This is a genomic window from Afipia sp. DC4300-2b1 (genome assembly GCF_049895725.1).
GTDB lineage: Bacteria > Pseudomonadota > Alphaproteobacteria > Rhizobiales > Xanthobacteraceae > Afipia > Afipia broomeae.
The window spans coordinates 568,610-593,834 of record NZ_JAFCSX010000003.1 but is presented as its reverse complement, the minus strand read 5'-3'; the positions used below and the strand labels follow the sequence as shown (position 1 = coordinate 593,834).

Annotated in this window: 25 protein-coding genes; 6 read left to right on the top strand and 19 right to left on the bottom strand. The window is 61.5% G+C overall.

All coding sequences use genetic code 11. The annotated features are described in order from the left end of the window. Positions 1-5 precede the first annotated feature (5 nt). On the top strand, positions 6-887 hold the full coding sequence (locus ACP7AL_RS15295; RefSeq protein WP_425992551.1) for a haloalkane dehalogenase: 882 nt from the start codon (positions 6-8) through the stop codon (positions 885-887). A 376-nt stretch (positions 888-1,263) separates the two neighbouring features. After that, positions 1,264-1,668 carry a hypothetical protein gene (locus ACP7AL_RS15290; protein WP_425992549.1) on the top strand — a complete coding sequence of 135 codons (405 nt, stop codon included), beginning with the start codon at positions 1,264-1,266 and terminating at the stop codon, positions 1,666-1,668. 77 nt (positions 1,669-1,745) lie between these two features. On the opposite strand, the gene ACP7AL_RS15285 is transcribed toward ACP7AL_RS15290, so the two are convergent. The 3 genes from ACP7AL_RS15285 to ACP7AL_RS15275 all read right to left on the bottom strand — a co-directional run bounded on the left by ACP7AL_RS15285 (position 1,746) and on the right by ACP7AL_RS15275 (position 3,026). Further along, on the bottom strand, positions 1,746-1,928 hold the full coding sequence (locus ACP7AL_RS15285) for a hypothetical protein (protein ID WP_006022789.1): 183 nt from the start codon (positions 1,926-1,928) through the stop codon (positions 1,746-1,748). A 68-nt stretch (positions 1,929-1,996) separates the two neighbouring features. Then, positions 1,997-2,320, bottom strand: coding sequence for a YkgJ family cysteine cluster protein (locus ACP7AL_RS15280; protein WP_425992547.1), 324 nt, complete (start codon positions 2,318-2,320; stop codon positions 1,997-1,999). A gap of 4 nt (positions 2,321-2,324) precedes the next feature. Continuing rightward, complete coding sequence (locus tag ACP7AL_RS15275) at positions 2,325-3,026, bottom strand: helix-turn-helix transcriptional regulator (protein WP_425992545.1); 702 nt, start codon at positions 3,024-3,026, stop codon at positions 2,325-2,327. Positions 3,027-3,130: 104 nt separating this feature from the next. On the opposite strand from ACP7AL_RS15275, the gene ACP7AL_RS15270 reads away from it, so the two are divergent. Further along, on the top strand, positions 3,131-3,859 hold the full coding sequence (locus ACP7AL_RS15270) for a glutathione S-transferase family protein (protein ID WP_425992543.1): 729 nt from the start codon (positions 3,131-3,133) through the stop codon (positions 3,857-3,859). Positions 3,860-3,949: 90 nt separating this feature from the next. Here ACP7AL_RS15270 and ACP7AL_RS15265 read toward each other — a convergent pair whose 3' ends face one another. Beyond that, positions 3,950-4,573 carry a pyridoxamine 5'-phosphate oxidase family protein gene (locus tag ACP7AL_RS15265; protein WP_006022785.1) on the bottom strand — a complete coding sequence of 208 codons (624 nt, stop codon included), beginning with the start codon at positions 4,571-4,573 and terminating at the stop codon, positions 3,950-3,952. 109 nt (positions 4,574-4,682) lie between these two features. Here ACP7AL_RS15265 and ACP7AL_RS15260 point away from each other — a divergent pair, with 109 nt between their 5' ends. After that, positions 4,683-5,582: a LysR family transcriptional regulator gene (locus tag ACP7AL_RS15260; RefSeq protein ID WP_425992541.1), complete on the top strand. Its 900-nt coding sequence runs from the start codon at positions 4,683-4,685 to the stop codon at positions 5,580-5,582. A 37-nt stretch (positions 5,583-5,619) separates the two neighbouring features. On the opposite strand, the gene ACP7AL_RS15255 is transcribed toward ACP7AL_RS15260, so the two are convergent. Then, positions 5,620-6,051, bottom strand: a complete 432-nt coding sequence (locus tag ACP7AL_RS15255) for a PaaI family thioesterase (RefSeq protein ID WP_425992539.1) — start codon at positions 6,049-6,051, stop codon at positions 5,620-5,622. Between the two features lie 266 nt (positions 6,052-6,317). Beyond that, positions 6,318-7,487: a 4-hydroxybenzoate 3-monooxygenase gene (pobA, locus tag ACP7AL_RS15250; RefSeq protein WP_425992537.1), complete on the bottom strand. Its 1,170-nt coding sequence runs from the start codon at positions 7,485-7,487 to the stop codon at positions 6,318-6,320. Between the two features lie 258 nt (positions 7,488-7,745). Here pobA and ACP7AL_RS15245 point away from each other — a divergent pair, with 258 nt between their 5' ends. Next, the gene (locus ACP7AL_RS15245) at positions 7,746-8,891 is read left to right on the top strand and encodes an ABC transporter substrate-binding protein (protein ID WP_425992535.1); all 1,146 of its coding nucleotides are present in this window, start codon (positions 7,746-7,748) and stop codon (positions 8,889-8,891) included. 190 nt (positions 8,892-9,081) lie between these two features. Here the strand turns inward: ACP7AL_RS15245 and ACP7AL_RS15240 are convergent, their stop codons facing one another. The 4 genes from ACP7AL_RS15240 to ACP7AL_RS15225 all read right to left on the bottom strand — a co-directional run bounded on the left by ACP7AL_RS15240 (position 9,082) and on the right by ACP7AL_RS15225 (position 13,910). Then, positions 9,082-10,089, bottom strand: a complete 1,008-nt coding sequence (locus ACP7AL_RS15240) for an adenylate/guanylate cyclase domain-containing protein (protein ID WP_425992533.1) — start codon at positions 10,087-10,089, stop codon at positions 9,082-9,084. Between the two features lie 276 nt (positions 10,090-10,365). Continuing rightward, positions 10,366-11,097 carry an ABC transporter ATP-binding protein gene (locus ACP7AL_RS15235; protein WP_425992531.1) on the bottom strand — a complete coding sequence of 244 codons (732 nt, stop codon included), beginning with the start codon at positions 11,095-11,097 and terminating at the stop codon, positions 10,366-10,368. Beyond that, positions 11,094-12,866 carry an ABC transporter permease subunit gene (locus ACP7AL_RS15230; protein WP_425992529.1) on the bottom strand — a complete coding sequence of 591 codons (1,773 nt, stop codon included), beginning with the start codon at positions 12,864-12,866 and terminating at the stop codon, positions 11,094-11,096. Before ACP7AL_RS15230 ends, ACP7AL_RS15235 begins: the two co-directional genes overlap by 4 nt. Before the next feature lie 3 nt (positions 12,867-12,869). Further along, positions 12,870-13,910, bottom strand: coding sequence for a branched-chain amino acid ABC transporter permease (locus tag ACP7AL_RS15225; RefSeq protein WP_006022776.1), 1,041 nt, complete (start codon positions 13,908-13,910; stop codon positions 12,870-12,872). 186 nt (positions 13,911-14,096) lie between these two features. Here ACP7AL_RS15225 and ACP7AL_RS15220 point away from each other — a divergent pair, with 186 nt between their 5' ends. Continuing rightward, entirely contained in the window at positions 14,097-14,618 is a 522-nt protein-coding gene (locus ACP7AL_RS15220; RefSeq protein ID WP_425992526.1) for a MarR family winged helix-turn-helix transcriptional regulator, read from the top strand. A 123-nt stretch (positions 14,619-14,741) separates the two neighbouring features. Here the strand turns inward: ACP7AL_RS15220 and ACP7AL_RS15215 are convergent, their stop codons facing one another. The 9 genes from ACP7AL_RS15215 to ACP7AL_RS15175 form a co-directional block, all read right to left on the bottom strand. Then, positions 14,742-16,025, bottom strand: coding sequence for a glycerate kinase type-2 family protein (locus tag ACP7AL_RS15215; RefSeq protein ID WP_425992524.1), 1,284 nt, complete (start codon positions 16,023-16,025; stop codon positions 14,742-14,744). Positions 16,026-16,195: 170 nt separating this feature from the next. Beyond that, positions 16,196-17,425: an ABC transporter substrate-binding protein gene (locus ACP7AL_RS15210; RefSeq protein ID WP_425992522.1), complete on the bottom strand. Its 1,230-nt coding sequence runs from the start codon at positions 17,423-17,425 to the stop codon at positions 16,196-16,198. Between the two features lie 219 nt (positions 17,426-17,644). After that, positions 17,645-18,874 (bottom strand): ABC transporter substrate-binding protein, encoded by a 1,230-nt coding sequence (locus ACP7AL_RS15205; RefSeq protein WP_006022772.1) that lies wholly within the window; start codon positions 18,872-18,874, stop codon positions 17,645-17,647. 172 nt (positions 18,875-19,046) lie between these two features. Continuing rightward, positions 19,047-20,276, bottom strand: a complete 1,230-nt coding sequence (locus tag ACP7AL_RS15200; protein ID WP_006022771.1) for an ABC transporter substrate-binding protein — start codon at positions 20,274-20,276, stop codon at positions 19,047-19,049. Positions 20,277-20,492: 216 nt separating this feature from the next. Then, a complete protein-coding gene (locus ACP7AL_RS15195) occupies positions 20,493-21,509 on the bottom strand; it encodes a branched-chain amino acid ABC transporter permease (RefSeq protein ID WP_425992519.1) in 1,017 nt (338 codons plus the stop codon). Between the two features lie 2 nt (positions 21,510-21,511). Next, positions 21,512-22,390, bottom strand: coding sequence for a branched-chain amino acid ABC transporter permease (locus ACP7AL_RS15190; protein WP_006022769.1), 879 nt, complete (start codon positions 22,388-22,390; stop codon positions 21,512-21,514). A 10-nt stretch (positions 22,391-22,400) separates the two neighbouring features. Next, positions 22,401-23,114, bottom strand: coding sequence for an ABC transporter ATP-binding protein (locus ACP7AL_RS15185; protein ID WP_024919628.1), 714 nt, complete (start codon positions 23,112-23,114; stop codon positions 22,401-22,403). After that, on the bottom strand, positions 23,111-23,908 hold the full coding sequence (locus ACP7AL_RS15180; RefSeq protein WP_425992516.1) for an ABC transporter ATP-binding protein: 798 nt from the start codon (positions 23,906-23,908) through the stop codon (positions 23,111-23,113). The genes ACP7AL_RS15185 and ACP7AL_RS15180 overlap by 4 nt, the downstream gene beginning before the upstream one ends. Positions 23,909-24,216: 308 nt before the next feature. After that, on the bottom strand, positions 24,217-25,098 hold the full coding sequence (locus ACP7AL_RS15175; RefSeq protein WP_041712982.1) for an IclR family transcriptional regulator: 882 nt from the start codon (positions 25,096-25,098) through the stop codon (positions 24,217-24,219). Between the last annotated feature and the right edge of the window lie 127 nt (positions 25,099-25,225).

Genomic DNA, 25,225 nt, shown 5'->3' with positions numbered 1-25,225 from the left:
ACGCGATGACCGAACAGCCGCTTGCGAAGAAGACCGTTGAGGTGCTTGGCCGCCGCATGGCTTATCACGAGCGCGGCGAGGGCCCGCCGATCCTGTTCCTGCATGGCAATCCGACCTCGTCCTATCTCTGGCGTGAGGTCATTCCCGAGCTTGAAGGGCAGGGCCGCCTGATTGCGCCGGATCTGATCGGCATGGGCGACTCCGACAAGCTGCCCGATGTGAAGCCGGATACCTATCGCTTCACCACGCACCGCGATCATCTTTGGGCTTTCATCGACGCGGTGATCGGCGGAAGCGAAAAAATTCTGCTGGTGATTCACGACTGGGGCTCGGCGCTCGGCTTCGACTGGGCCAACCACCATCGCGATCGTGTGCGCGGCATCGCCTACATGGAAGGCATTGTGCGGCCCGTCGCCGGCTGGGACGAGTGGAGCGAGGCGGCGACGCCGGTGTTTCAGGGTTTCCGCTCCGACAAGGGCGAGCAGATGATCCTCGACCGCAACCTGTTCATCGAGCGGGTGTTGCCGGGCTCGGTGCTGCGCAAGTTGTCGGACGCCGAGATGGCGGTCTACCGCAAGCCGTTTCTCAATCGCGAGGACCGCTGGCCGACGCTGACCTGGCCGCGCCAGATTCCGATCGGCGGCGAGCCTGCCGATGTGGTCGCCATCGTCGATGCCTACGCCAAGTGGATGGCGCAGAACGATCTGCCGAAGCTGTTCGTCAACGCCGAACCGGGCGCGATCCTGATCGGCAAGGTGCGGGAGTTCTGCCGCGGCTGGAAGAACCAGACCGAGGTCACCGTTCCCGGCAGCCATTTCATCCAGGAAGATTCCGGCCCGGCCATCGGCCGCGCCATCGCTAGCTGGATCAAGGACAAGCGCGTCTAGACTTCGCCGTCACATATGCTGGTCGTATTGCGGCAGGTCGTCGGTGATGGCGAACCAAGGCCTTCGAGCCGACGAAGATGTATGCGGTGGGACGGATAGCAGGATCGTCTGTCAGCAGAAGCATTGTCCGGCAAGCCTGCGTCTGCTTGTGGTGTCCATCAGATCTGTCTCCTGTGCCCCGCCGAATCACCGGTTGATTCGCGGCGCGCGTGGTCCGGTTCCATCTCTCTAACATTCAATGAACGCGCGCACGAACACGAGGGCGTGGTTAACCTTGCGTTAGGAAATTGCATTGCATCTTCCCGGAATGAAGTGGCGCATGATTTTTCCGCCAAGCCGCCCATACTGGCGGGTCATGTAGCTGGGGAGATTTTCAATGTGGTCCAGCCGCGAAGCCTTTGAGAACGACGTCTGCCCGGTCGGCGACGAGATGCTCGGAAGCCTTTACCGAGCCAGTGAACACGGTCTTCCTCAACTTGTGGAATCGGTGTCGGCGGATGTCAGGGCGATGCTCGCTCTGTTCTGCTACCGGCGCGCCCATCTGCACGGCATGAGCCTTGCGATCGCGGCGACATGCTCGGAACGCGATCTGGTCGAGCAAGGCGGGATCGTCGGTTCGACCCTGTTCGCGATGTCGCGGGAAGCGCCTTCGGCGGGTCCGTCACCATCGTCCTATGGCAACCGGCGCAATATCACGCTCTCGACCAAGCCGCTGAGCACGTTCGCCCCGATCGCCGACGAGATCGACGACGAAAGCGATCTTGCGGCGATGCCGGCGTAAACGATTTTCGCCGGCTGCGTTTCCGCGCAGCCACGATCGCGATGGTCGTCCGCAAACCGGTTGCGGTCTGAATCGTTTCAGCTTTGATGCGGCCCGCGCATAAGTTTCAGCGCATCCTCGACATGCCGCCAGTCCCTGGCCTGCTCCAGCTTGCCTTCCGCCTCGCACTCGGTCGCCCGTTGTGCGGCCTCCGCAATGGCCCGAGGACCGTGCGCTTCCATCAGTTGGCGCGCATAGTCATGAATTTCCATTTCGCGCATCGCGTCCTGCTCCCGTTCTGAGAGGTGCTGACAGTATTGACGCCTGACGATGCGACTTGGTTCCCGGATCACTGATCGCCGGGTATGGAATCGGCGATTTCCGGCAGTCCGAACCGCCGGCGCGCCATGCCGCATTCGGGATCGCCCGGCATGCAGGTGCGGCAGACTTCGGGCCGCACATCATAGATCCCGCAGGCGGTCGCGGTTCCGACCTTGCCGGTCAGCGCCGAACACCGGTCACCGTCGCAGCGCATGCCCGACAGCCGGTCGTTGACGAACTTCTCGGGAATGAGATCGAGCGCGGCGTCGTCTTCCACTGTGAAGCGTGGCCAGTTGCTCGAATAGGAGCAGCAGGCTCCGCAGCTCTGGCAGGGATTGTCGGTTGCAGTCATGATGTCAGCGTTCGCGCATGTTGTTGTGGAGCGCAGAGGTCTTCATCCATTTCGTCCGCAAGGCGGCGCGGCGCTCCGGATATTTCTCGTCGAGAAACACGGCATCGGTCATGCGGTCGATCCGGAAGCTGCGAAAGTCCCTTCGCAATTCGCACCACGCCGCCAGCATTCGCACGGTTTCCAGATAGCCGACCGCAATCGGCCAGACCGTGCGTTTGCTCTCCCGGCCCTGCTCGTCGCGGTAATGCAGCAGGACTTTCTTGCTGGCGTAGATATGCGCCCGTAATTGCGTCATATCGATGCTGTCGGGCGTCGCGTCCCATTTCGGCGGCGTCCGGCTGGCGGGCTCGAGCGCCAGCGGTTGCAGCCGCTCGGGTATCGTCTCGACGATCTTGGCGATCAGGTCCAGCGCCGCCTTTGCCAGCACCGGGTCGGCCCGCCCGGCCACCCATTGCGCGCCGAGAACTGCTGCCTCGATCTCGTCGGGCGTCAGCATCAGCGGCGGCATGTCGAAGCCTTTTTCCAGCACATAGCCGGTGCCGGCCTCGCCGCGGATCGGCACGCGCTGGCCAATGAGCGTGGCGATATCGCGGTAGATCGTGCGTTTCGAGGTTTCCGGCTCCTTCGCAATCGCCTCGGCGGTCAGCGGCTTGCGGGTGCGCCGGAGCACCTGGATGATCTGGAACAGCCGGTCGGCGCGCCTCATTTAGGGTCTCTTATGGGTCTCTCGGGTCGCTTGCTGCTGACAGTATGGTGGCAGCAGGGGGTATCTACAAACGGGCATCTTTTCAACGCGCAAGGATGCTCCCCATGATCACCCTCTATGGCATCGGCCCCGGTTTCGGCCTCCCGGAAATCAGCCCCTACGTCACCAAGACCGAGGTCCAGCTCAAGATGGCCGGCCTGAAATACGTCAAGCAACAGGCGATGCCGGACACCTCGCCCAAGGGGCAACTGCCCTATATCGATGACGCCGACCAGCGGATTGCCGATTCCACCTTCATCCGCCTGCATCTGGAAGCGAAACACGCTTTTGATTTCGACGCGGCGCTCGACGAGCGCCAGCGCGCCGAAGCCTGGGCGATCGAGCGGATGATCGAGAATCATTTCAACTGGGCCGCGGGCTACACGCGCTGGATGATCCCCGACAATTTCGCCAAGGGACCGGCGCATTTCTTCGACGGCGCGCCTGAGCACCTCCGCGACGCGATCCGCGAGGACGTGCTCGGCCGGGTTGCGGAGAACATGCGGATCGCGGGTCTCGCGCGCCATACGCCTGACGAGATTACCGAGCTCGGCGCCCGCACGCTCTCCGCGCTGTCGATGCTGCTCGGATGGAAGCCTTATCTGATGGGCGACAAGCCATGCGGTGTGGACGCCACGGCCTTTGCATCACTGGCCGGCCTGATGACGCCGTTCTTCGATTCGCCGCTGCGCCAGCGCGCGCTGGAGTTCTCCAATCTGGTCGCCTACGTGGACCGGATGATGGCGCGCTTCTATCCCGAGCATCCCTGGCAGCGGTTGCTGATGGCGGCGTAACTCCAATCGTCATTGCGAGGAGTGAAGCGACGAAGCAATCCATACTTTTTTGAAGAGTGGATTGCTTCGCTTCGCTCGCAATGACGAGCTTTAACTCGCCGATTTCTGCTTCAACCGCGCTACTTCCGCCTCAAGCTCCGCAATCCGCGCGTCGCGCTCGGCAATCGCTGCCGCGACGTCGGCGGCGTCGAACTTCATCGGAATGTGCTGCGGGCAGTTGCTGTCCCATGCGGTGATCTTGAACAGGATCGCCTGCTCGGGCTTCGCCTTGTAATCCTTCGGCATCAGTGTGGCGATCAGCGCCGGATCGTCCTCGACCACCCGCGCCTCGCCCCAGATCTTGATCCGGCGGCGATTGACGTAATCGATCAGGAAAATATAGGCCTTCGGGTTCTCGCTGAGATTGCCCTGCGTGATGTACTGCCGGTTGCCGCGAAAATCCGCGAAGGCCAGCGTGGTCTTGTCGAGAATCCTGATGAAGCCCGCCGGGCCGCCGCGATGCTGGATATACGGCTGACCCTCGGCATTCGCGGTCGCCAGGAAAAAGCTCGTCTGCTCGCCGATGAAGGCGGCCAGCGCTTCATCGATCTCGGTGCGAAAGCCGCCGCCGTCTTCCATATGCGCGTAGCCGCCGCGCGATCCCTTGCGGGCCTGAATGGCCTTCACGGCCGGCGTAAAGGCAACGTCGCTCGAATAGGACTGGGTGGTTGTCATTGCGGACCTCTTATGACCTGCCGGAAACATAGCCTAAATCTAATGGTCCCCCGCCTTGCGATAATCATCAGCGTTGACACTTTATCATTGCACGCTATGAAATAATGCCATGGACAGGATCGACGCCATGCGCGCCTTTGTTTCGGTGGCAGACCTTGAGGGGTTTGCTCCCGCTGCGCGCAAGCTTGGCCTGTCGGCGTCTGCGGTGACGCGCCTGATCGCGAGTCTGGAAAACCATCTCGGTGCGCGGCTGCTCCAGCGCACCACGCGCTCGGTGACGCTCACCGATGTCGGTGCGCGTTATCTGGAGCGGGCACGGCGGATTCTCGGCGATCTTGAGGAGGCCGAAAGTTCAGTCCAGGCCGAACGCAGCAAGCCATCGGGCCGGCTGATTGTCTCAGCGCCGCTGATGTTCGGACGGTTGCATGTCGGCCCGGTGATGTCGGCTTTTCTGAAACAGTATCCTGATGTCAGCGCCGAACTGCGGCTGTCGGACCGGACGGTAAGTCTCGTGGATGAAGGGATCGACCTTGCCGTGCGCATCGGCCATCTGGCGGATTCCAGTGTGATCGCGCGTGCGGTGGGTGACATGCGGCGGGTTGTGGTGGCATCGCCGCGCTATCTCAAGACGCACGGTACGCCGCAGAAACTGTCTGACCTCGCCGATCATGAGGTGATCCAGTTCTCGGGCAGCAGCGCGCTGGTGGAGTGGCGCTTTGTCGAAGACGGGCGCGAAATCCGCGTGCCCAATACGTCGCGCTTTGCAACCAACAGCACCGATGCCGCCGTGCTCCATGCCGAGCAGGGCGGAGGCCTCATCAGTGTCCTGGCCTATCAGGTGGCGGAATCGCTCAAGGCAGGACGGCTCAAGATCGTGCTGGCGAAATACGAACTGCCCCCGATGCCGATCCATCTGGTGTATCCGACCTCGCGGCTGCTGTCCGCGAAGGTCCGCGCGTTCATCGATCTCGTGGTCGCGCAGAGCGACTGGCGGTTCGGGACGAAGTAGCGGCGAAGAGCCGTGTCATGGCTCGCAATGACGGTCGCTATTTTTTCCGGGCAATCTTGAAGGTTGCGTTGGCGCGCGCGCAAGGTTCACCGTCGGCGGTGACCAGGCATTGCGCGAAGCAGATCGACCCGCCGATCTTCATAAAGTTGGTGTCGATCTCAAGCCACTGTCCGATATTCGCCGAACCGAGATAATCGACCGAGAGGTTGATGGTGACCAGCCCGAGAAGATTGCCAGCCTTGTGGCTGCAGCTCAGTCCCATCGCATTGTCGGCAAGCGCCGCGATCAGCCCGCCATGGATCAGCCCGCGTGAATTGGTGTGTGCCTCGGCGAGGCGAAGCCCGAGAATGTAGGCATCTAATGTGGCCTTGAAATAGATCGGCTCCCAGGGCTCGGTGAGCGGACTGCGCCGTGGATGGCGCGCGAAGCCTGCTGGAACGGCGGCATCTGATGTTTCTGGCGTTGTCATCTCAGCTCTTTCGAATGAGTGCCATGTGGTTCGCTCGCATCATAAAGCCGGCGTCGCGCGCGATCATTCGAAATCAAGTTTGAAACACGGTATCGCTGCATGTTTGAAACAACGGCGGCGTTACTTCACCTCTCCCCGTTTACGGGGAGAGGTCGGATCTTGCGATCCGGGTGAGGGGCGGTTTCCTTTCGTTGAGGCGTGCCCCTCACCCCAACCCTCTCCCCGCAAGAGCGGGGCGAGGGGGCTGATTGTGTTTGCCTCGAGGTTTAGTACGGCAAGCCGACATAGTTTTCCGAAAGCGACATCTTCGCGGCGTCGGATTCGATCAGGTAATTCAGCTCCGCGATCTGGATGCGCGAGCTGAATTCATCGGTGCCGGGGAATCGATGCAGCATCGATGTCATCCACCAGGAGAAGCGCTCGGCCTTCCATACCCGGCTCAGCGCGCGCCGCGAATAATCGTCGATACCCGCCGAGGATTTGTCAGCGTAAAACTCGCGCAAGGCGATGGAGAGATAGTGCACGTCGCTGGCGGCGAGGTTCAGTCCCTTGGCGCCGGTTGGCGGCACGATATGCGCGGCGTCGCCGGCCAGGAACAGCCGGCCGAACCGCATCGGCTCGGCGACGAAGCTCCTCAGAGGCGCGATGCTCTTTTCGATCGACGGTCCGGTGACCAGGTGATCGACCGCTTCCTGATCCAGCCGCCGCTTCAGCTCCTCCCAGAACTTGTCGTCCGGCCAGTTGTCGACATGGTCGTCGAGCTTGCATTGCAGATAGTAGCGGCTGCGATGCGCCGAGCGCATCGAGCACAGCGCGAAGCCGCGCTCGTGATTGTTGTAGATCAGTTCGGGCGAGACCGGCGGCGTTTCCGACAGCAGTCCGAGCCAGCCGAACGGATACACCCGTTCGAACAGCTTCAGCGCGTCCGGCCTGACGCTCTGGCGGCTGACGCCGTGGAAACCATCGCAGCCTGCGATGAAATCGCACGCGATCTCGTGGGTGGTGCCGTCCTTGACGTAACGCACCCACGGCTGGCCGCTCGCGAAGTCATGCAGGCTCACATCGCCGGCGTCATAGACGGTGGTGAGCCCGGCCTTGATCCGCGCATCCATCAGGTCGCGGGTGACTTCGGTTTGTCCGTAGACGGTTACCGTCTTGCCGGTGGCCTGCGTCATATCGATGCGGTGGCGCGCGCCGTTGAACGCCAGTTCGATGCCGTGATGGATCAGGCCATCATGGTGCAGCCGCTCTGCGACACCGACCTCTTCCAGCAGGCCGACGGTGCCCTGTTCGAGCACGCCGGCCCGGATTCGCCCGAGGATGTAGTCGCGATCCTTGCGCTCGAAGATGACATTGTCGATGCCGTAGCGGTGCAGCAACTGTCCGAGCAGCAAACCCGCCGGGCCTCCGCCGATGATGGCCACCTGTGTCCGCAATCTGTGTCTCTCCTGGCCGCGCGAATATGGTTTTGCGCATCGCTAAAATTGATTATACCAGATAACAATATCCGAAAAGGCCGTTCGAGGGCTGGCGCATCATACCAATGTACATGCGGAAAGCATTGCAAATGGCCGCTAACTTCTATCTGAATGGCGGCAATCGAAACCGGATGGTGCACCGCAAATAGTTTCGTCGTCCGGTCAATCGTTAACGACTGTCAGAAACGTCAAAAGAGACTTTCAAGGGAGGATCACATGAAGACTTTCACATGGACCGCCGCGGTTCTTGCCGCCGCGATGGCTTTGCCGGGCGCCGTGCTCGCGCAGGACATCACCATCGGCATCAGCATCAGCACCACCGGTCCTGCGGCTGCGCTCGGCATTCCTGAAAAGAACGCGCTCGAATTCGTGCCGACCGAAATCGGTGGCGCCAAGATCAAGACCATCCTGCTGGACGACGCCGGCGATCCGACCGCGGCGACCACCAACGCGCGCCGGTTTGTGACCGAATCCAACGCCGACATCATGATCGGTTCGTCGACCACGCCGCCGTCGATCGCGATTTCGACGGTCGCCAACGAAGTCGGCGTGCCGCAGCTCAGCCTCGCGCCGCTGCCAATCACGCCGGCCCGCGAGAAGTGGACCGCCGTGATGCCGCAGCCGGTTCCCATCATGGGCAAGGTGCTCTACGAGCACATGAAGAAGAACAACATCAAGACCGTCGGCTATATCGGCTTCTCGGATTCCTACGGCGATCTCTGGCTGAACGATCTCAAGACCCAGACCGGCGCCATGGGCGGCATCACTATTGTCGCTGAAGAGCGCTATGCGCGCCCCGATACCTCGGTGGCGGGCCAGGTGCTGAAGCTGGTTGCGGCCAATCCCGATGCGATCCTGATCGGCGCATCGGGCACCGGCGCGGCGCTGCCGCAGTCGGCGCTGCGCGAGCGCGGCTATAAGGGCCTGATCTATCAGACTCACGGCGCGGCGGCGATGGACTTCATCCGCATTGCCGGTCCGTCGGCGGAAGGCGTCATCATGGCCGCCGGTCCGGTGATGGCTCCGGAAGGCCAGGACGACGGCGCACTGACCAAGAAGCCGGGCATGGCGCTGAATACTGCCTATGAAGCCAAGTACGGCGCCAACACCCGCAGCCAGTTCGCCGGCCATATGTACGATGCTTTTGAAGTGCTCAAGCGCGTCGTGCCGGTTGCCCTTAAAAAGGCGAAGCCCGGCACGCCGGAATTCCGCGAGGCGATCCGTCAGGCGTTGCTGTCGGAGAAGGAAATCGCCGCCAGCCAGGGCGTCTACAACTTCACCGAAAAGGATCGTTTCGGCACCGACGATCGTTCGCGCATTATCCTGACCGTTAAGAACGGCAAGTATGAAGTCGTGAAGTAGTTTTCACCTCTCCCCGTTCTAACGGGGAGAGGTCGCGAGCAAAGCGAGCGGGTGAGGGGCTAATCAATCATCCGGGACTTGCCCCTCACCCCGACCTTCTCCCCGTAAACGGGAAGAGAGAGATGGCCCGGCCATCCCAGTCGTCGACTGTGTAAACGTCTGCCATGCCAGCATGTTATTTGATACCTGTTCAGCCGAGACCCATCACGGCCAGTCCATCGGACCTGCCGCGAATGTCACGGACTCCGAGATCGTGCAGCGGAGCCGGGAGAGGGGACTTGAACTGCTCGATCGCTGCGCGCGAGGCGACAAAGCCGCCGTCCACATTGCGGCTGAGCTCTTCCAGCCGGGCGGCGGTATTCATCACGTCGCCGTTGAACACAATGGCGCGCTTGATATCTCCGATTTCGCCGACAATGACCGGACCGAAATGCAGGCTGCCGCGGATTCTCGGCGCGACGCCGAATTCTTTCTCAAAACGGCTTTGAAGTTTTTGCAAGGTGTTGCGCATGGCCAGAAAGCAGCGCAGCGGCCGGCAATCGATCGCGCCCGAGGCTTCTGACCAGGTCACGATGATCTCGTCGCCGACATAGTTCAGCACCTCGCCCCGGCTATCGATGATCGGTCCGGTCAGGCTCCGGAACGTCTTGTCCAGAAAACTATGGATTGCGAGGCCGCCGAGACGTTCGGCGAGAGCCGTCGAGCCTGCAATGTCGACGAACAGGACGAACCGGCTTTCCTCGACCGGTGTGTGGTATCGTCCGGTGACCAGATGGAGGAAGGCGCGCGGCCCGATGATGTTGCTGATCGCGAACAGCAGGTTCAGCGCGATTGCAAATACGGCCGAGAAGATAATGGGCGTCCAGACATTCTGATTGGGATCCGGCGTCAGGCCGGCGATCAGAACGCCGAGATCGAAATACTGTACCGGAATGATCACGGCGGCATAGAACGCGCTGCGGATTGCAAGGTTTGCAGTGAGCGGCAGGCTTCCCAGCCAGTCGCGCAGTGGCCCCGACGAGGCGAGAAGCTCGAATGTGCCGATCGCGCCGCTGATCAGAACACCGTAAATGATGCCGATGGCAAGTTGTGACGGCGAAAAGCCGACGCGGGCGACAACAAAGATGATTCCGCCAAGCGCGCCGGTTGACAGAATTGCCGCCAGAAAACGCAGCTTGCGCTGTGACCGCGCGTCCATGACCGAAGTGCCCCCGCACCAGGATGTTGCGGACGGTAGTATCGACCAGAACGGAGAAGATTGTTAGCTGGTTTTAGCGCGCACCACAGGCACGGTGGCGTCTTCGCGAAGGTCCGGCATCGGCATCAAGCGATAATGGACTCCCTCTCCCCGTCGGGGAGAGGGTTGGGGTGAGGAGGTACCAAATCCTCAATCGAAAATTCGAACCCCCTCACCCGCTCGCTTTGCTCGCGACCTCTCCCCCGTGGGGAGAGGTGAGAACAGCTCGTTCCCGCGCTACAGCCTGCTCTCTTCGCCGTGCTGGAAGCCGAGATAGCTCGCCACCACGCGCTCATCGCCGCTGATCTCCTTCGCCGAGCCGCTCATGATGAATTCGCCAAGCTCCATCACATAGGCGCGGTCGGCGATCTCAAGCGCGGCGCGGGCGTTCTGTTCGACCAGCAGCACCGAGACGCCGGCCTGCCGCAGTTCGCCGATGGTGCGGAAAATATCAGCAACGATCAGCGGCGCGAGGCCAAGCGAGGGCTCGTCCAGCATCAGCAGTCGCGGCTGGCTCATCAGGGCGCGGCCCATCGCCAGCATCTGCTGCTCGCCGCCGGAGAGCGTGCCCGCAAGCTGGGTGCGGCGCTCCTTCAGGCGCGGGAACAGCGCAAAGACGCGCTCCTTTTCGCTGGCGGCCTTTGCGCGCGGCACACGGAAGCCTCCGAGTTGCAGGTTCTCCTCGACCGTCATGGTGCCGAACAATTCGCGATGCTCGGGCACGATGCAAAGTCCTGCCGCGACCCGGTCTTCGATGTCGAGACGCGAGATCTGCTGGCCGGAGAAAACCACGCTACCGGAGAGCGGCAGAATTCCCATGATGGCGTTGAGCAGCGTGGTCTTGCCCGCGCCGTTGGCGCCGACAATGGTCACGATCTCGTCGGCGTTGACGTCGAGCGAGACGCCGCGCACGGCTTCGACCTTGCCGTAGGCGATGTGCGCATTCTCGACGGACAGCAGCCTGGTCATGATGCCGTCCCCAGATAGGCCTTGATCACATCGGGGTTGGCGCGAATGGCCATTGGCGTGCCCTCGGCGATCTTGGTGCCGAATTCCAGCACGACGATGCGGTCCGCGATATCCATCACGAAGCCCATGTCGTGCTCGACCAGGAGGACCGACATGCCCTCGGCGCGCAACTGGCGCAGCAGCGCCGACAGCTTCTGTTTCTCCATGTGGCGCAAACCGGCGGCCGGCTCGTCCAGCAGCAGCAGGATCGGATCGACGCACAGCGCGCGGGCGATTTCCACGATGCGCTGCTGGCCGAGCGAAAGGCTGCCCGCAAGCTGATGCATCTGGTCGGCGAGGCCGACCCGCGCGATCTGCTTTGCCGCTTCGGCGAGCAGCGCGGCTTCATCCCTGCGGTCGAGCCGCAGCATGCTGGCGATCGCACCGGCATGGCCACGTAGATGAGTGCCGATGGCGACGTTTTCCAGCACGGTCATGTCCGGCACCAGCTTGACGTGCTGGAAGGTGCGGGCGACGCCGAGCCTGGCGATATCCTGCGGCGGCGCGTTATCAACGTTGTGGCCGAGAATGGAGATCGTTCCGCCCGAGGAGCGCAGCACGCCGGTGATGAGATTGAAGGTGGTGCTCTTGCCTGCGCCGTTGGGGCCGATCAGCGCCACGATCTCGCGGGCCTGAACGTCGAACGACACGTCGTTGACGGCGATCACGCCGCCGAACTGCTTGCGCGCGGCCTGAATGTCCAGCAGCGTTTCGGACGTCGGAACCGCCTTGCTGCGCGGCGGCAGCCTGGCTGCGTCCTTCGGTACCGGCAGTTTTGCGGTGTCCAGTTTCAGAAGTGCGGCGAGGCGCGGCCACATGCCGCCGGGCGCGACCTGCAACAGCGCCACCAGCAGAATGCCGAAAATCACGGTTTCGAGTTGCGCCGAGCCGTGAAACACCACGGGCAGGAAGCTTTGCAGGAATTCCTTGAGCACGACCACAATGCCTGCGCCGAGCACTGCGCCCCAGACGTAACCCGCGCCGCCGACCACCGCGATGAACAGATACTCGATGCCGGCGTTCAGTCCGAACGGCGTCGGATTCACCGCGCGCTGGAAATGCGCATAGAGCCAGCCGGACAGACCGGCGAGCACGGCGGCATAGATGAAGACCAGCAGTTTGGCACGCGCGGTCTGCACCCCGAAGGCTTCCGCCGCGATATGGCCGCGGCGCAGCGCGCGGATGGCGCGGCCGGTCCGCGAGTCGAGCAGATTCACCGTCAGCAGCGCGCACACGATCACCGCGAACCAGATCGCGAAATAGATCCTGCCGGGATCGGTCAGTTGCAATCCGCCGATGGCCAGCGGCGGAATGCCCGAAATGCCGTCGTTGCGTCCGACCAGCTCAAGCTTGCTGAACAGATAAAAAAGACTGATGCCCCAGGCGATGGTGCCGAGCGGCAGGTAGTGGCCGGACAGGCGCACTGTAATGAGGCCGAGAATGACGGCCGCGACGCCGCTGACCATCAGCGACAGCGGCAATGTCAGCCACGGCGACAGTCCGTAAGATGTGGTGAGGATCGCGGTGGTGTAAGCGCCGAAGCCGCAGAACGCGGCCTGGCCGAACGAGGTGAGCCCACCGACGCCGGTCAGCAGCACAAGGCCCATCGCGACCAGCGCCGCCAGCCCGATATTGTCGAGCAGCACGATCCAGAACGGCGGCATGCCCGGAATGAACGGGATGACCGCCATCACCAGCGCGAACACGATCATGCCCCAACGCTGTGTCATCGCTTAATCCCCTTCCTCTTCGACCTCTGGCGTCGCCAGCGAGCGAAGGATCAGGACCGGAAGCAGCAACGTGAAGACGATGACCTCCTTGAAGTTGCTGGCATAGAACGACGAGAACGCCTCGACGATGCCGACCACCAGCGCGGCGGTGGCGGTGAGGGGATAGCTGACAAGTCCGCCGATAATGGCGGCGACAAAGCCTTTCAGGCCGATCAGGAATCCGGTGTCGTAATAGATCGTCGTAATGGGCACGATCAGGATGCCGGAGATGGTGCCTATCACGGCGGCGAGCAGGAACGCGACCTGTCCAGACAGCGTGGTGCGGATGCCGACGATGCGGGCGCCGAGGCGATTGACCGCAGTGGCGCGCAGCGCCTTGCCGTAAAGCGTATAGCCGAACAGCAGCCACAGCCCGACGATCAGGAGGATGGTGATGGCGTAGATGGCGATGCTCTGGCCGGTGAACCGCAGCGGGCCGATGGTGAAGGCGGCGGTGGCAATCGCCGGCGCGCGGAGGCCTTCAGGGCCGAAGAACACCAGCCCCAGCCCCTGCAAGGCGAGGTGCACGCCGACCGATGCGATCAGCAGCACCAGAACGGACGCATGGGCGATCGGCTGATAGGCGATGCGGTAGAGATAAAGCCCGATCGGCGCGACGATCACGATCGACAGCAGGAAGTTGACGATCACATTGTTCTGCCGGCCCGCGAGCAGCGTGGCCAGTCCCCAGATTGCGAGCGGCAGCAGGATGTTCAGCGCCAGCGAGTGAACGAACCTGCGTCCGTTCATCGTGCTGCGCCCGGCGATCATGTCGAATGCGAACGCAACCACGCCCATGCCCAGTGCGAGCAGGGTCGTGCCGGGCACCTTGCCCGTGGCCAGCACGGCAAAGGTCAGCGCGCCGAAGGTGACGAATTCGCCTTGCGGGATCAGGATGACGCGGGTGACGGCGAACACCAGAACGAGCGCGAGCCCGAGCAGCGCGTAGATCGCGCCGCTGGTTATTCCGTCCTGCAACAGGAACAGAAGGATCGTACTATCCAAGGCGTCCCCTCAAGCGTCGTGTGCAGACGGGTTGAATTGCCCGGCGCACCGAAAGCGGCGGTTGAATTCCGCCATCGCTATTTGATATGTTTTATAACGATTATCGAGTATAATCACAAGACTTGGCCGCCTTTGAACATCGAGGCGCCCTTATAGCAAGAGCAGACCGACGACAGGAAGCGCACGATGGCTGTTTCCAGGACCGCGAGCACCGCTGCCGCCAAAGCCAAAAAGCGCCCGGCCGCGGCGCGCACGCGGACGGTATCTCCTGTCGCCCCGATCCGGATAGGGGATCTGTCGGATTTCCTCGGCTATTCGCTCAAGCGCGCACAACTTCGGATTTTCGACGACTTCATCGGCTGCGTCGCGGCGCTGCAACTGACACCGGCGCAATTTTCCGTCCTGATGCTGGTGGACACGAATCCCGGACGAAACCAGACCGAGATCGCCTCGACGCTCGGCATTCTGCGGCCGAATTTCGTCGCCATGCTGGATGAACTGGAAAGCCGGGATCTCTGTGTCCGCGTCCGCTCCAGCAATGACCGCCGCTCGCACATTCTAAAACTGACGGACAAGGGCCGGGCGGTTCTGTCCCGCGCCAGGAAACTGATCGAGACCCGGCACGAGGCGCGGCTCAAGGACTTGCTGGGAGAGGACAACCGCGCCTTGCTGCTGACGATGCTCGGCAAGATCGCACAGGAGTTTTAGGTCGTCATTTCGGGGCGCGAGCTTTTTGCGAGCGAGCCCGGAATCTACCGACGACCGTTCGACGAACCTATCTGGATTCCGGATCAGCCCGCTGCGCGGTCTGTCCGGAATGACGCCGGTGGCTTACGGATCCACCAGAATGATGCGGATGTCGTTGACGTTGGTCAGCGTCGGCCCGGTCATGAGAAGATCGCCGGTGGCCTCAAAGAACGCTGTCGCATCGTTATTGGCGAGATAGGCCTTAGGATCGAGCTTGAGCTCGCGCATCTTTGCAAAGGTGCGCTGATCGAGGATCGCACCGGCCGGATCGGTCGGATGTCCGGCGCCGCCGTCCGCGCCGTCGGTGTCGCCGGCCAGCACGCAAATGCCCGCCGTATCGGCGAACAGGCTTGCAAGTGCGAGCACGTATTCCTGGTTAGGTCCGCCGCATCCGTTGCCGCGCACGGTGACCGTGAGTTCGCCGCCGGACAGCACCGCGAGCTTCCTGCCCTCTGCGTGCGCCTTCAGCGCGATTTGCGCATGGGCGGCGGCGACATCGCGCGCTTCGCCTTCAAGATCGGCGCCGAGTGCAACGACCTCATAACCGGCGTTTTGCGCAACAGCCACCGCGGCATCCAGCGATTCCTGCGGCCGCGCGATGATTTTGAAGTCCGCGCGCGCGAACGCGGCGTTGCCGGGCTTGCAGCTTTCGTTGCGCGGATCGTTCAGCGCCGCGGCCACGGCGTCGTCCGTCTTGATTTGATAACGGGCGACGATCTCGCGCGCGTCGGCCAGCGTGGTGGTGTCCGGCACCGTCGGTCCCGATGCAATGGTTGCGGGATCGTCGAACGGTACATCCGAGATCGCTAGGGTCAGAACCTGCGCGGGCGCGGCGGCGCGGGCGAGCCGGCCGCCCTTGATGCGCGACAGATGTTTCCGGACAGTGTTCATTTCGCCGATCGGCGCGCCGGATCGGAGCAGGCTCTTGTTCATCGCCTGTTTCTGGGCGAACGAAATTCCTTCCGCCGGTGCGACCCAGTTCGCCGAACCGCCGCCGGACAACAGCACCAGAACGAGATCGTCTTCGCCCGCCGCTTCGGCCAGTTCGAGCGTTCGCGCCGCGGCCTTCATGCCTGCTTCATCGGGAACCGGATGTCCCGCCTCGACAACCTCGATGCGTTTGGTGGGCATGCCGTATCCATGGCGCGTGGTGGCAAGCCCCGACAGCCGCGCCGGATCGATATGACCGCCGTCGAGATAGTGCCGTTCCGCAGCATGCGCCAACGCACCGGCGGCCTTGCCCGCGGCCAGACAGAGAATTCGCCCGCGCGGCGGCGGCGGCAGGTGCCCGGCAAGTATCCGGTCGGGATGGGCTGCGGCGACAGCCGCGTCGAAAATGGCACGCAGCAAAGGGCGTTTGTCGGTCATCAGGTCATCGCTTGGCGCTACACGGACTCAAAGACATGACATGATCGGCCGGACGTTAAAAGGCCCTCCGCAAGGTTATTGCGGAGGGCGGAAATGTTTTCAGAAGTGCCTGTCCGGAGCGGGGAAGTCGGATTTCCGGGCTGGAAATCCGGCTCCTTTCCGGCTGATTGTCAGCCGCTGATCTCGCCGCTGATGATCGGGCCGAACAGTTCCCAGCGCTCGCCCTTGAACTTCATCATCTGCAACTGCTCGATCGGAGCAAAGTCAGTCGGGCTGGTGTTGATCTTGATGCCCGGCAGCCCCATTTCCTGTTGAAGATCCTTGATGCTGGCGGCCTGCTTCATGACGTTCTCGCGGGTGAGATTGTCGCCGCACATCTTCAATACATGCACCAAGGTCTGCGCGGAGCTGTAACCGTACGCGACCGACGAGTCGGCGCGATTGGCTTCGGGGAAGTACTTCGCAAGGAACGCATCGAAGTTCTTCACGCCCGGATCGTCTTTCCACTGCGGATCGGTCGGGTCCTTACCGTAGGTGGCCGAGATCACACCCTGCGCATTTTCAAAACCGGCAGGCTTGATCACCGAGCCGGTGGAGGAGGCGACGTTGTTCAGGATGAACAGCGGCTTCCATCCGAGTTCAGCGACCTTCTTGATCGACTGCGCGCCGAATTTCGGCGTGGTGATGCTGACGAACACATCTGCGCCCTTCGATTTCAGCGCGACGATCTGCGAGTCCACCGTTGGCACCGATGTCTCGTAAGGCTCTTCAGCCACGATCATCGACGCGCCCTTGGCGCCGAGACCATCCTTCAGGCCCTTCAGCACGTCTTTGCCGAAGTCGTCGTTCTGATAGAGAATGCCGATCTTGCCGTCCGGCTTTTCCTTCATCAGGTATTTCGCGTAGATGATGCCCTCGCTCTGGTAGTTGGGCTGCCAGCCCATGGTCCAGGGAAAGTTCTTCGGATCGTTCCACTTGGTCGCGCCGGTGGCGACGAACAGTTGCGGCACCTTTTTTGAGTTCATGTATTTCTGGATCGCCGAATTCGACGGCGTGCCGAGCGAGTTGAAGATCAGCAGGACTTCATCGCTCTCGACCAGCTTGCGGGCCTGCTCCACCGCCTTGGGCGGGCTATAGCCGTCGTCATAGGAGATGAAATTGATCTTGCGGCCGTTGATGCCGCCTTCGGCGTTGATCTTGTTGAAGTAGGCGGCCTGGGTCTTGCCGATGATGCCGTAGGCGGAAGCCGGCCCGCTGTAGGGCATGATGCTGCCGATCTTGATCTCGGTGTCGGTTGCGCCGGGGTCGTATTTTTTCTGGGCCAGTGCGCCGCTGCTCATCGCTGCGACAAAAGCGAAGGTCGCAGCAGCAGTGGCAAGTCGAGACGTCGTCATGGACATTATTTGCTCCCTGATTTTGTTCGTGTCCTCGGTCGTTTTTTTGAAAGCTCTTTTGGCTTTCGAGAGCTCTTGGCGGCTCGCTGTCATTCAATACCGTTTCGCCGGTTCGTTCAACGAAAAGCCCCCTGCGATAGCGTCGCAGAGGGCTTAATGTTTCATCAGGCGGAATATGAGGCAGAGCATTAACGACCAAGATCTGCCTTTTGCAGTGCGAAGGTCCTAGCCGCCGACCTCACCGCTCATCACATCGCCGAACAGCACCCATCGATCTCCCTCGAACTTCTGCAGTTGCAGTTGGCTGATCGGTGCGAAGTTGGTCGCGCTGGTATTGATCTTGATGCCCGGCAACAAGCCGTCGATTTGCAGATTCTTGATGCTCGCCGCCTGCTTCATGACGTTTTCGCGGGTGAGGTTGTCGCCGCACGCCTTGAGAACATGAACCAGGGTCTGCGCCACATCGTAACCGACCATCACCGATCCGTCGGCGCGATTGCCATCGGGGAAGTACTTGGCGAGGAAGGCATCGAAGTTTTTGATCCCTGGATCGTCCTTCCATTGCGGGTCGGTCGCATCCTTGGCGTAAGCCGCTGAGATGATCCCCTGCGAGTTCTCGAAGCCCGCGGGTTTCATGACGGTGCCGGTCGAGGCGCCGACATTGTTCAGGATGAACATCGGCTTCCACTGCAGTTCGGCGACCTTCTTGATCGACTGGGCGGCGAACTTCGGCGTGGTGATGCTGATGAAGATATCGACACCCTTCGATTTGAGCGCGACGATCTGCGAGTCGACGGTCGGAACGCTGGTCTCATAGGGTTCCTCGGCGACGATCATCGTAGCCGCCTTGGCGCCGAGACCGTCCTTGATGCCCTTGAGGTAGTCCTTCCCGTAGTCGTCGTTCTGATAGAGGATGCCGATCTTGCCGTTTGGCTTCTCCTTCATCATGTACTTCGCGTAGATGCGGCCTTCGCTCTGGTAGCTGGGCTGCCAGCCCATGGTCCAGGGAAACTCCTTCGGGTCGTTCCACTTGGTCGCGCCGGTGGCGACGAACAGTTGCGGCACCTTCTTGGAGTTCATGTATTTCTGGATCGCCGAATTCGACGGCGTGCCGAGCGAATTGAAGATCAGCAGGACTTCATCGCTTTCGACCAGCTTGCGCGCCTGTTCGACAGCCTTCGGCGGCGAGTAGGCATCGTCGTACGAGATGAAGTTGATCTTGCGGCCGTTGATGCCGCCCTCGGCATTGATCTTGTTGAAGTAGGCCTGTTCGGTCTTGCCGATGACGCCGTAGGCGGAAGCCGGTCCGCTGTAGGGCATGATATTGCCGATCTTGATTTCGGTGTCGGATGCGCCGGGATCGTATTTCTTTTGGGCAAGTGCGCCGGTGCTTGTCGCGGCGAGCAGGGCCACGGCGGCCGAAGCGATCGCTATTCGCGAATAGATAGCTGACATTACGTTCCTCCTTGGAATCGTGTTTGTGTCTTCGTTCTGTTTTTTGATTTTTGAGCTCTTTGCGGCTCGGCAATATTCAATACCCTTTGCAGGCCCCGCACAACGAAAAGCCCTCCGCGACGGGGTCGCGGAGGGCTCGTTTTTGCGGCAGTCTGTTTCGCAGCGCGAAAGATTAACTTCCGCCCATTCCGCCGGTGATGATCGGTCCCTGCAGCTCGTACTTCTCGCCCTTGAACTGCATGATCTGCAGCTGGTCGATCGGGTAGAAGTCGGTGGGGCTGGTGTTGATCTTCACGCCCGGCAGCAGTGTGTCGGGAACGAAGTCCTTCAGGTTTGCGGCCTGCTTCATGATGTTCTCGCGGGTCAGGTTGTCACCGGCCTGCTTGAGCACCTGAACCAGCGTCTGCGCCTGGCCGTAGCCGTAGACGACCGAGCCGTCGGCCTTGTTCATGTCGGGGGCATACTTGGCGAGGAAGGCGTAAAACTTCTTCATGCCTTCATCGTTGTCCCACTGCGGGTCCGCGCCGTCCTTGGCGTAGGCCGCCGAGAGGATGCCCTGCGCGTTCTCGAAGCCGGCCGGCTTGAGCACGCTGCCGACTGATGCACCGACGTTGCTCTGGATGTACATCGGCTTCCAGCCGAGTTCGGCGACCTTCTTGATCGCCTGTGCGGCGAACTTCGGCGTGGTGAAGCTGACGAACACGTCGGCGCCGGAGGCCTTCAGCTTGATGATGTGCGAGTCGATGGTCGGCTCGGACACCTCGTAGCTGTCCTCGGCGATGATCTGCGACGCCTTGGCGCCGAGACCGTCCTTCAGGCCCTTCAGCATGTCCTTACCGAAGTCGTCGTTCTGGTAGAGGATTGCGATCTTGGCGTCCGGCTTGGTCGCGAGCAGATGCTTGGCGTAAACGCGGCTTTCGCTCTGGTAGGCCGGCTGCCAGCCCATGGTCCAGGGGAATTCCTTCGGCTCGCCGAACTTGGTGGCGCCGGTGGCCACGAACAGCTGCGGCACCTTCTTGGCGTTCAGGTACTTCTGGATCGCGGAATTCGACGGCGTGCCGAGCGGTCCGAAGATGAGCAGGACTTCGTCGCTCTCGACCAGCTTGCGCGCCTGCTCAACCGCCTTCGGAGGGCTGTAGCCGTCGTCATAGGTGATGAAGGTGATCTTGCGGCCATTGATGCCGCCCTGATCGTTGATCATCTTGAAGTAGGCTTCTTCCATCTTCCCGATGACGCCATACGCGGATGCCGGTCCGCTGTAGGGCATGATGTTGCCGATCTTGATTTCAGTATCGGTCGCGCCGGTGTCGTATTTTTTTTGCGCGAGCGCATGGCCGCTCGTCATCGCGAGCGCGGCGACGGCCGACACTGCTGCTACGTTGAGCTTGAGTTTGGATAACATCGTAGTCTCTCCCTGAGATGCGGTATTCCGCCTAGCGGAAATCGGCTCCGGAAAGACATTATACCCCGAGAGGCTAAAATGAGGGGTCCGATTCAGATGAACTGAATCAGACCCCTGTCACCTGGTCCGGAAACCGATTTCCGGAAGCACCATGCGCAAACAATCAGATGCCGACAAGCCTGATTTAACGTCGTTAAATCAAACTTATGGCTACCCTTAGGATTTACTCTTTCTGCGGAACAAAGCCTCGATGTAATAGGCGACCTGCCGGGCGCCGTGGGGCAGCAGGAAGATGACGGCGAACAGGAAGACGCCGAACACCGCGCCGGACAGGCCCTTCGAGATGTGTTCCGCGACGTTGGGCACGAACACGATGAAGGCGGAACCGACCAGCGATCCCGGCAGCCAGCCGACGCCGCCGACTACCATGCCGACGAAGATCGCGATTGCGAGCTGGATGGTGAAGCTGTCGGGAGCCACGAACTGCACCACGATGGCGCCGAGCGCTCCGGCGATGCCGGTGAACGCAGCGGAGACGCCGAATGCCAGGGTCTTGTACAGCGGCAGGTCGACGCCCATCGCCGAGGCGGCGATCGGATTGTCGCGGATCGCCATCAGCGCGCGTCCGGACCGGCTTCGCAGCAGGTTGACGGCCAGGAGGTAGATGATCCCCGAGACGAACAGCGTGAAGTAGTACAGCCACATGTCCTGCGACATCTTGAGGCCGAACGGCGCGTCCGGCTTGGTGATGACGAGGCCCTGCACGCCGCCGGTCCAGTGCTCGAACACGTTCAGCTTGAGGATCTGCGGCATGGCCACTGCGAGCGCGAAGGTCGCGAGCGCGAGATAGACGCCCGAGAGCCGCAACGCCGGGAATCCGAACAGGAACCCGAAGATGAAGCAGACGAGGCCCGCGGCGGGAATCGTCAGCACATAGTTGACGCCGAGATGCTCCATCAGAATGCCGGCGGTATAGGCGCCGACCGCGTAGAACGCGCTCTGGCCGAGCGAGAACTGCCCGCTGCCGCCGGTGAGCAGATTGAGGGCCAGGATGGCGATGGCGTAGATCAGCACCATCGTCATCTGGAAGATGATGAAGTTCTTCACAAACAGCGGCGTGATGATCAGCAGCGCGAGCATCACGAGGGTCGTGGTGGTGCCGACCGTCATCGACTTCTTCGATGGCGCGGCGACCGCTGGAGCTTGCGAAACGGAGTCCTGAACGGTGCTCATGATTAAACTCGCTGTACGATGGCGCGGCCGAACAGACCGGACGGTTTGATGACAAGCACGACGATGATCAGTGCCAGCGCAATCGGAAGTTTCAGTTCGTTGCCGACGCCCGGAATGTAGGTGCCGACGAGATTTTCGAAGACACCGACCAGGAAGCCGCCGACCACCGCGCCGAACGGCGAGGTCAGGCCGCCGAGCACCGCGGCTGCGAAGCCGTACAGCAGGATGCCGCCCATCATGTTGGGTTCGAGGAACACCACCGGCGCGATCAGCAGACCGGCGATTGCGCCGATAGCGGAGGCCATGCCCCAGCCGAGCGCGATCATCCAGCTCGTGTTGATGCCGACAAGACGCGCCGATTCAGGCAGCGACGCCGCTGCCCGCATGGCAAGGCCGATGCGCGTGAAGCGGAAGAAGAAGAACAGCAGCAGAAGCAGGACCAGCGTGACGCCGATCATGCCGGCCTGGTGGGTCGAGATCAGCTGGCTGCCCAGGAAGCCGGACGAACCAAACGGCGAGGGGAACTGCTTGATCGTGAAGTCCCAGGTCAGGCCCGCGACGCTGTTGAGGATCGCGAACAGTGCGATGAATCCGGCGACATGCACCAGCACCGGCGCATTGGTCAGCGGCTTGAACAGCGCGCGTTCGATGACGATGCCGCCGATGAACGAGATCACCAGCGTCAGCAGGAAGGCCGGCCAGAACGACAGGCCCCACTGCATCAACTGCCAGGCGATGAAGGTGGAAAACATCGCCATTTCGCCCTGGGCGAAGTTCAGGTGGTCGATGGCCTGATAGATCATGACCACGGCCAGCGCCATGCAGGCGTAGATCGCGCCTGTGGCAATGCCAGCCAGGACTTGGTTGGTAAACAGTTCCATGGCTTGGTCCTCAGTATCCGAGATAGGATTTGCGGATGTCTTCGTTGTTCGCGATTTCCTTCGCGCTTCCCGACATCACGATGCGTCCGGTTTCGATCACATAGGCCTGTTCCGCCAGTTCGAGCGCGAGCTGGGCGTTCTGTTCGACCACCAGGATCGTCACCTTGTGCTCGCGGTTGATGCGGCCGAGGATTCCGAACAGGTCGCGGACGATGAGCGGCGCCAGACCGAACGAGGGCTCGTCGAGCAGCATCAGCCGGGGACGCAGCATCAGCGCGCGGGCGACCGCGAGCATCTGCTGTTCGCCGCCCGACAGCGTTCCCGCCTGCTGGGTGTGGCGCTGCTTGAGCACGGGGAAGAATCCGTACATCTGCTCGATGTCGTTCTCGATCTCCTTCTTGCCGCTGCGCGAAATGGCGCCGAGCTGAAGGTTTTCCTCGACCGTCATGTTGGTGAAGGTGCCGCGGCCCTGCGGCACATGGGCGATGCCGAGCCGCACCACATTCTCGGTGGACACACCGGCGAGCGACTTGCCGTCGAACTCGATGTTGCCCGTGGAGCGGATCATGTTGCAGATCGCCCGCAGTGTGGTGGTCTTGCCGGCGCCGTTGGCGCCGAGCAGGGTGGTGACACTGCCCTCGTTGAGGGAGAATTCCAGTCCGTGCAGCGCCTGAACCTGGCCGTAATAGGCGCGCAGGTCCCTGATTGTCAGCATCGTGCTCATTGGTCCTTGCTCCCCAGATAGGCCTTGATGACGTCGGGGTCGGACTGCACCTGAGACGGGGTGCCTTCAGCGAGCTTCTTGCCGAAATTCAGTGCGACGACGTGATCGGCGATCTTCATCACCAATCCCATGTGATGTTCGACGAGCAGAACCGTGATGTTGCGCTGGTCGCGGATACGGCAGATCAGGTCGCCGAGAACGTAGACTTCCTCGTGATTGAGGCCGCCCGCGGGCTCGTCGAGCAGCAGGATCTTCGGCTCGGCGGCGAGTGCGCGGCCAAGCTCGACCCGCTTTTGCGTGCCGAACGGAAGACCCGAGACTTCGCGGTCGGCGACGTCGTGCAGGTCGAGATAATCGAGGATTTCATGGACCTTCGCGTTGAGCTTGCGCTCTTCCTCGCGAACCCATGGCAGCTTGATCGAGTCGCTGATGAAATCGCTCTTGGTGCGGCAATGTCCGCCGATGCGGATGTTGTCGCGCACGGTCAGGCGCGGAAACAGCGCGACGTTCTGGAACGTGCGGCCGATGCCGACCTCGGCGATCTTCTGCGGCTGGTGGACCAGAATGCTCTGGCCTTCCATCAGGATCTCGCCCTTGCTCGGCTGATAAAGCCTGCTGAGACAATTGAAGAGCGTCGTTTTACCGGCGCCGTTCGGACCGATCAGGCCGAGAATCTGGCCCTTCTTCATGTCGAACGAAACACCGTTCAACGCGATGATGCCGCCGAACACGACAGAGACGTCGCGAACCGCGAGCAAGGGGGCATTCCCCTGCGCAACCTGTGCCTGCATCATGTGTTGATGTCCACGCAAGGCCGGGAAGTTCCCGCCTGCATGTAACCGCAACGCGCGCGGTTATCCGATCCCCTCAATACGTGCAACTTTTCCTCCTGGCGGTTTCATTTTCTTGGTGTCGGCAGTTTCTTTGTTTTGCGATCCGCGCGCAACGCCGTGGGCGGGCGCGATTTCGAGTTTTCCCTTAGCACTGTCGCCGGACAGAATCCAACAAAGTTCTTTTTTTGAACTTGAAAGGATTCCAGTTTCAGGGCCGGGACGGTGTCGCCAGGCCCAGGTTATCTGGCATGCCACCGCGACGGTGGCGGCTAGCGGATTCCCTCGGCAACACGTGTTACTTTTCCCCCTGCTGTTTTGATTTTTTTGATGCTTGTATTTTCTTTGGTTTGCGGACCGCGTCCGACACTGCCGGTCATCGCGATCTCGATATTTCTTACCATCGCGACCAGGCGAGGGCCAATATCGTTCTTTAATAGAACTTCGCTGAATTTGAAGGCAGGCGCGCCGCAGTTGAAGGCATAGGGACCGGTTCCATCGTTCAGCTTCAGCGCAACGCCGACCGCATGGATATCGCTGTGCCATTCTCCGGCGGACATGGCGAAGCCGTGCTTCGCAACGCATTCGCCGGCGCGCTCGATGCCTTCGCGGACCTTCGGCCAGTTGGCGCCGGCGTGTTCCTTGATCTCGCGCATCAGGTTGGCGCGCTCATCCTCCGGCAGCGCCCACAGATAGGCGCGGCCCATCGCCGTCGTTGCGATCGGGACCTTGGAGCCGACATCGAGCAGCACGCCGACAGTCAATTCACTGCGGCTCTGTCCGAAGTAGATCATGCTGAGACGATCGCGCGCGCCGATGGCGACCGCGCCTCCGGTCTCGCGCATCAACTGATCGCGATACGGATCGGACACATGGCGCACGCCCATGTTGGCGAGCGCGGAATATCCGAGCGCCATCGCGGCAGGTGCAAGCTGGTATTTTTCGAAACGCGGAACGGGCGTGAGATAACCGAGTTTCGTCAGCGTGTAGGTGAGCCGCGAAATCGTCGGCTTCGGCAAATTCGTTCGCGCTGCGATTTCCTGATTTCCCAGAAGGCCATCGCTTGGACGGAATGCGCGCAACACATCGAGCCCTCGCGACAACGCGATAACAAAACTGCGATCCGTCGCAGATTTCTTCGGCGGGCGTTTCATTCGTCAAACCGCATATGTGGTCTTCGTTGACAAAGGACGTGCTTCAAAATATCCCTCCGTGTCAAGATGTGGAATTTAATTCCGCACTGCGAAATATTCAAAAAAACAGCGCTGCAAGGAGAGTTGT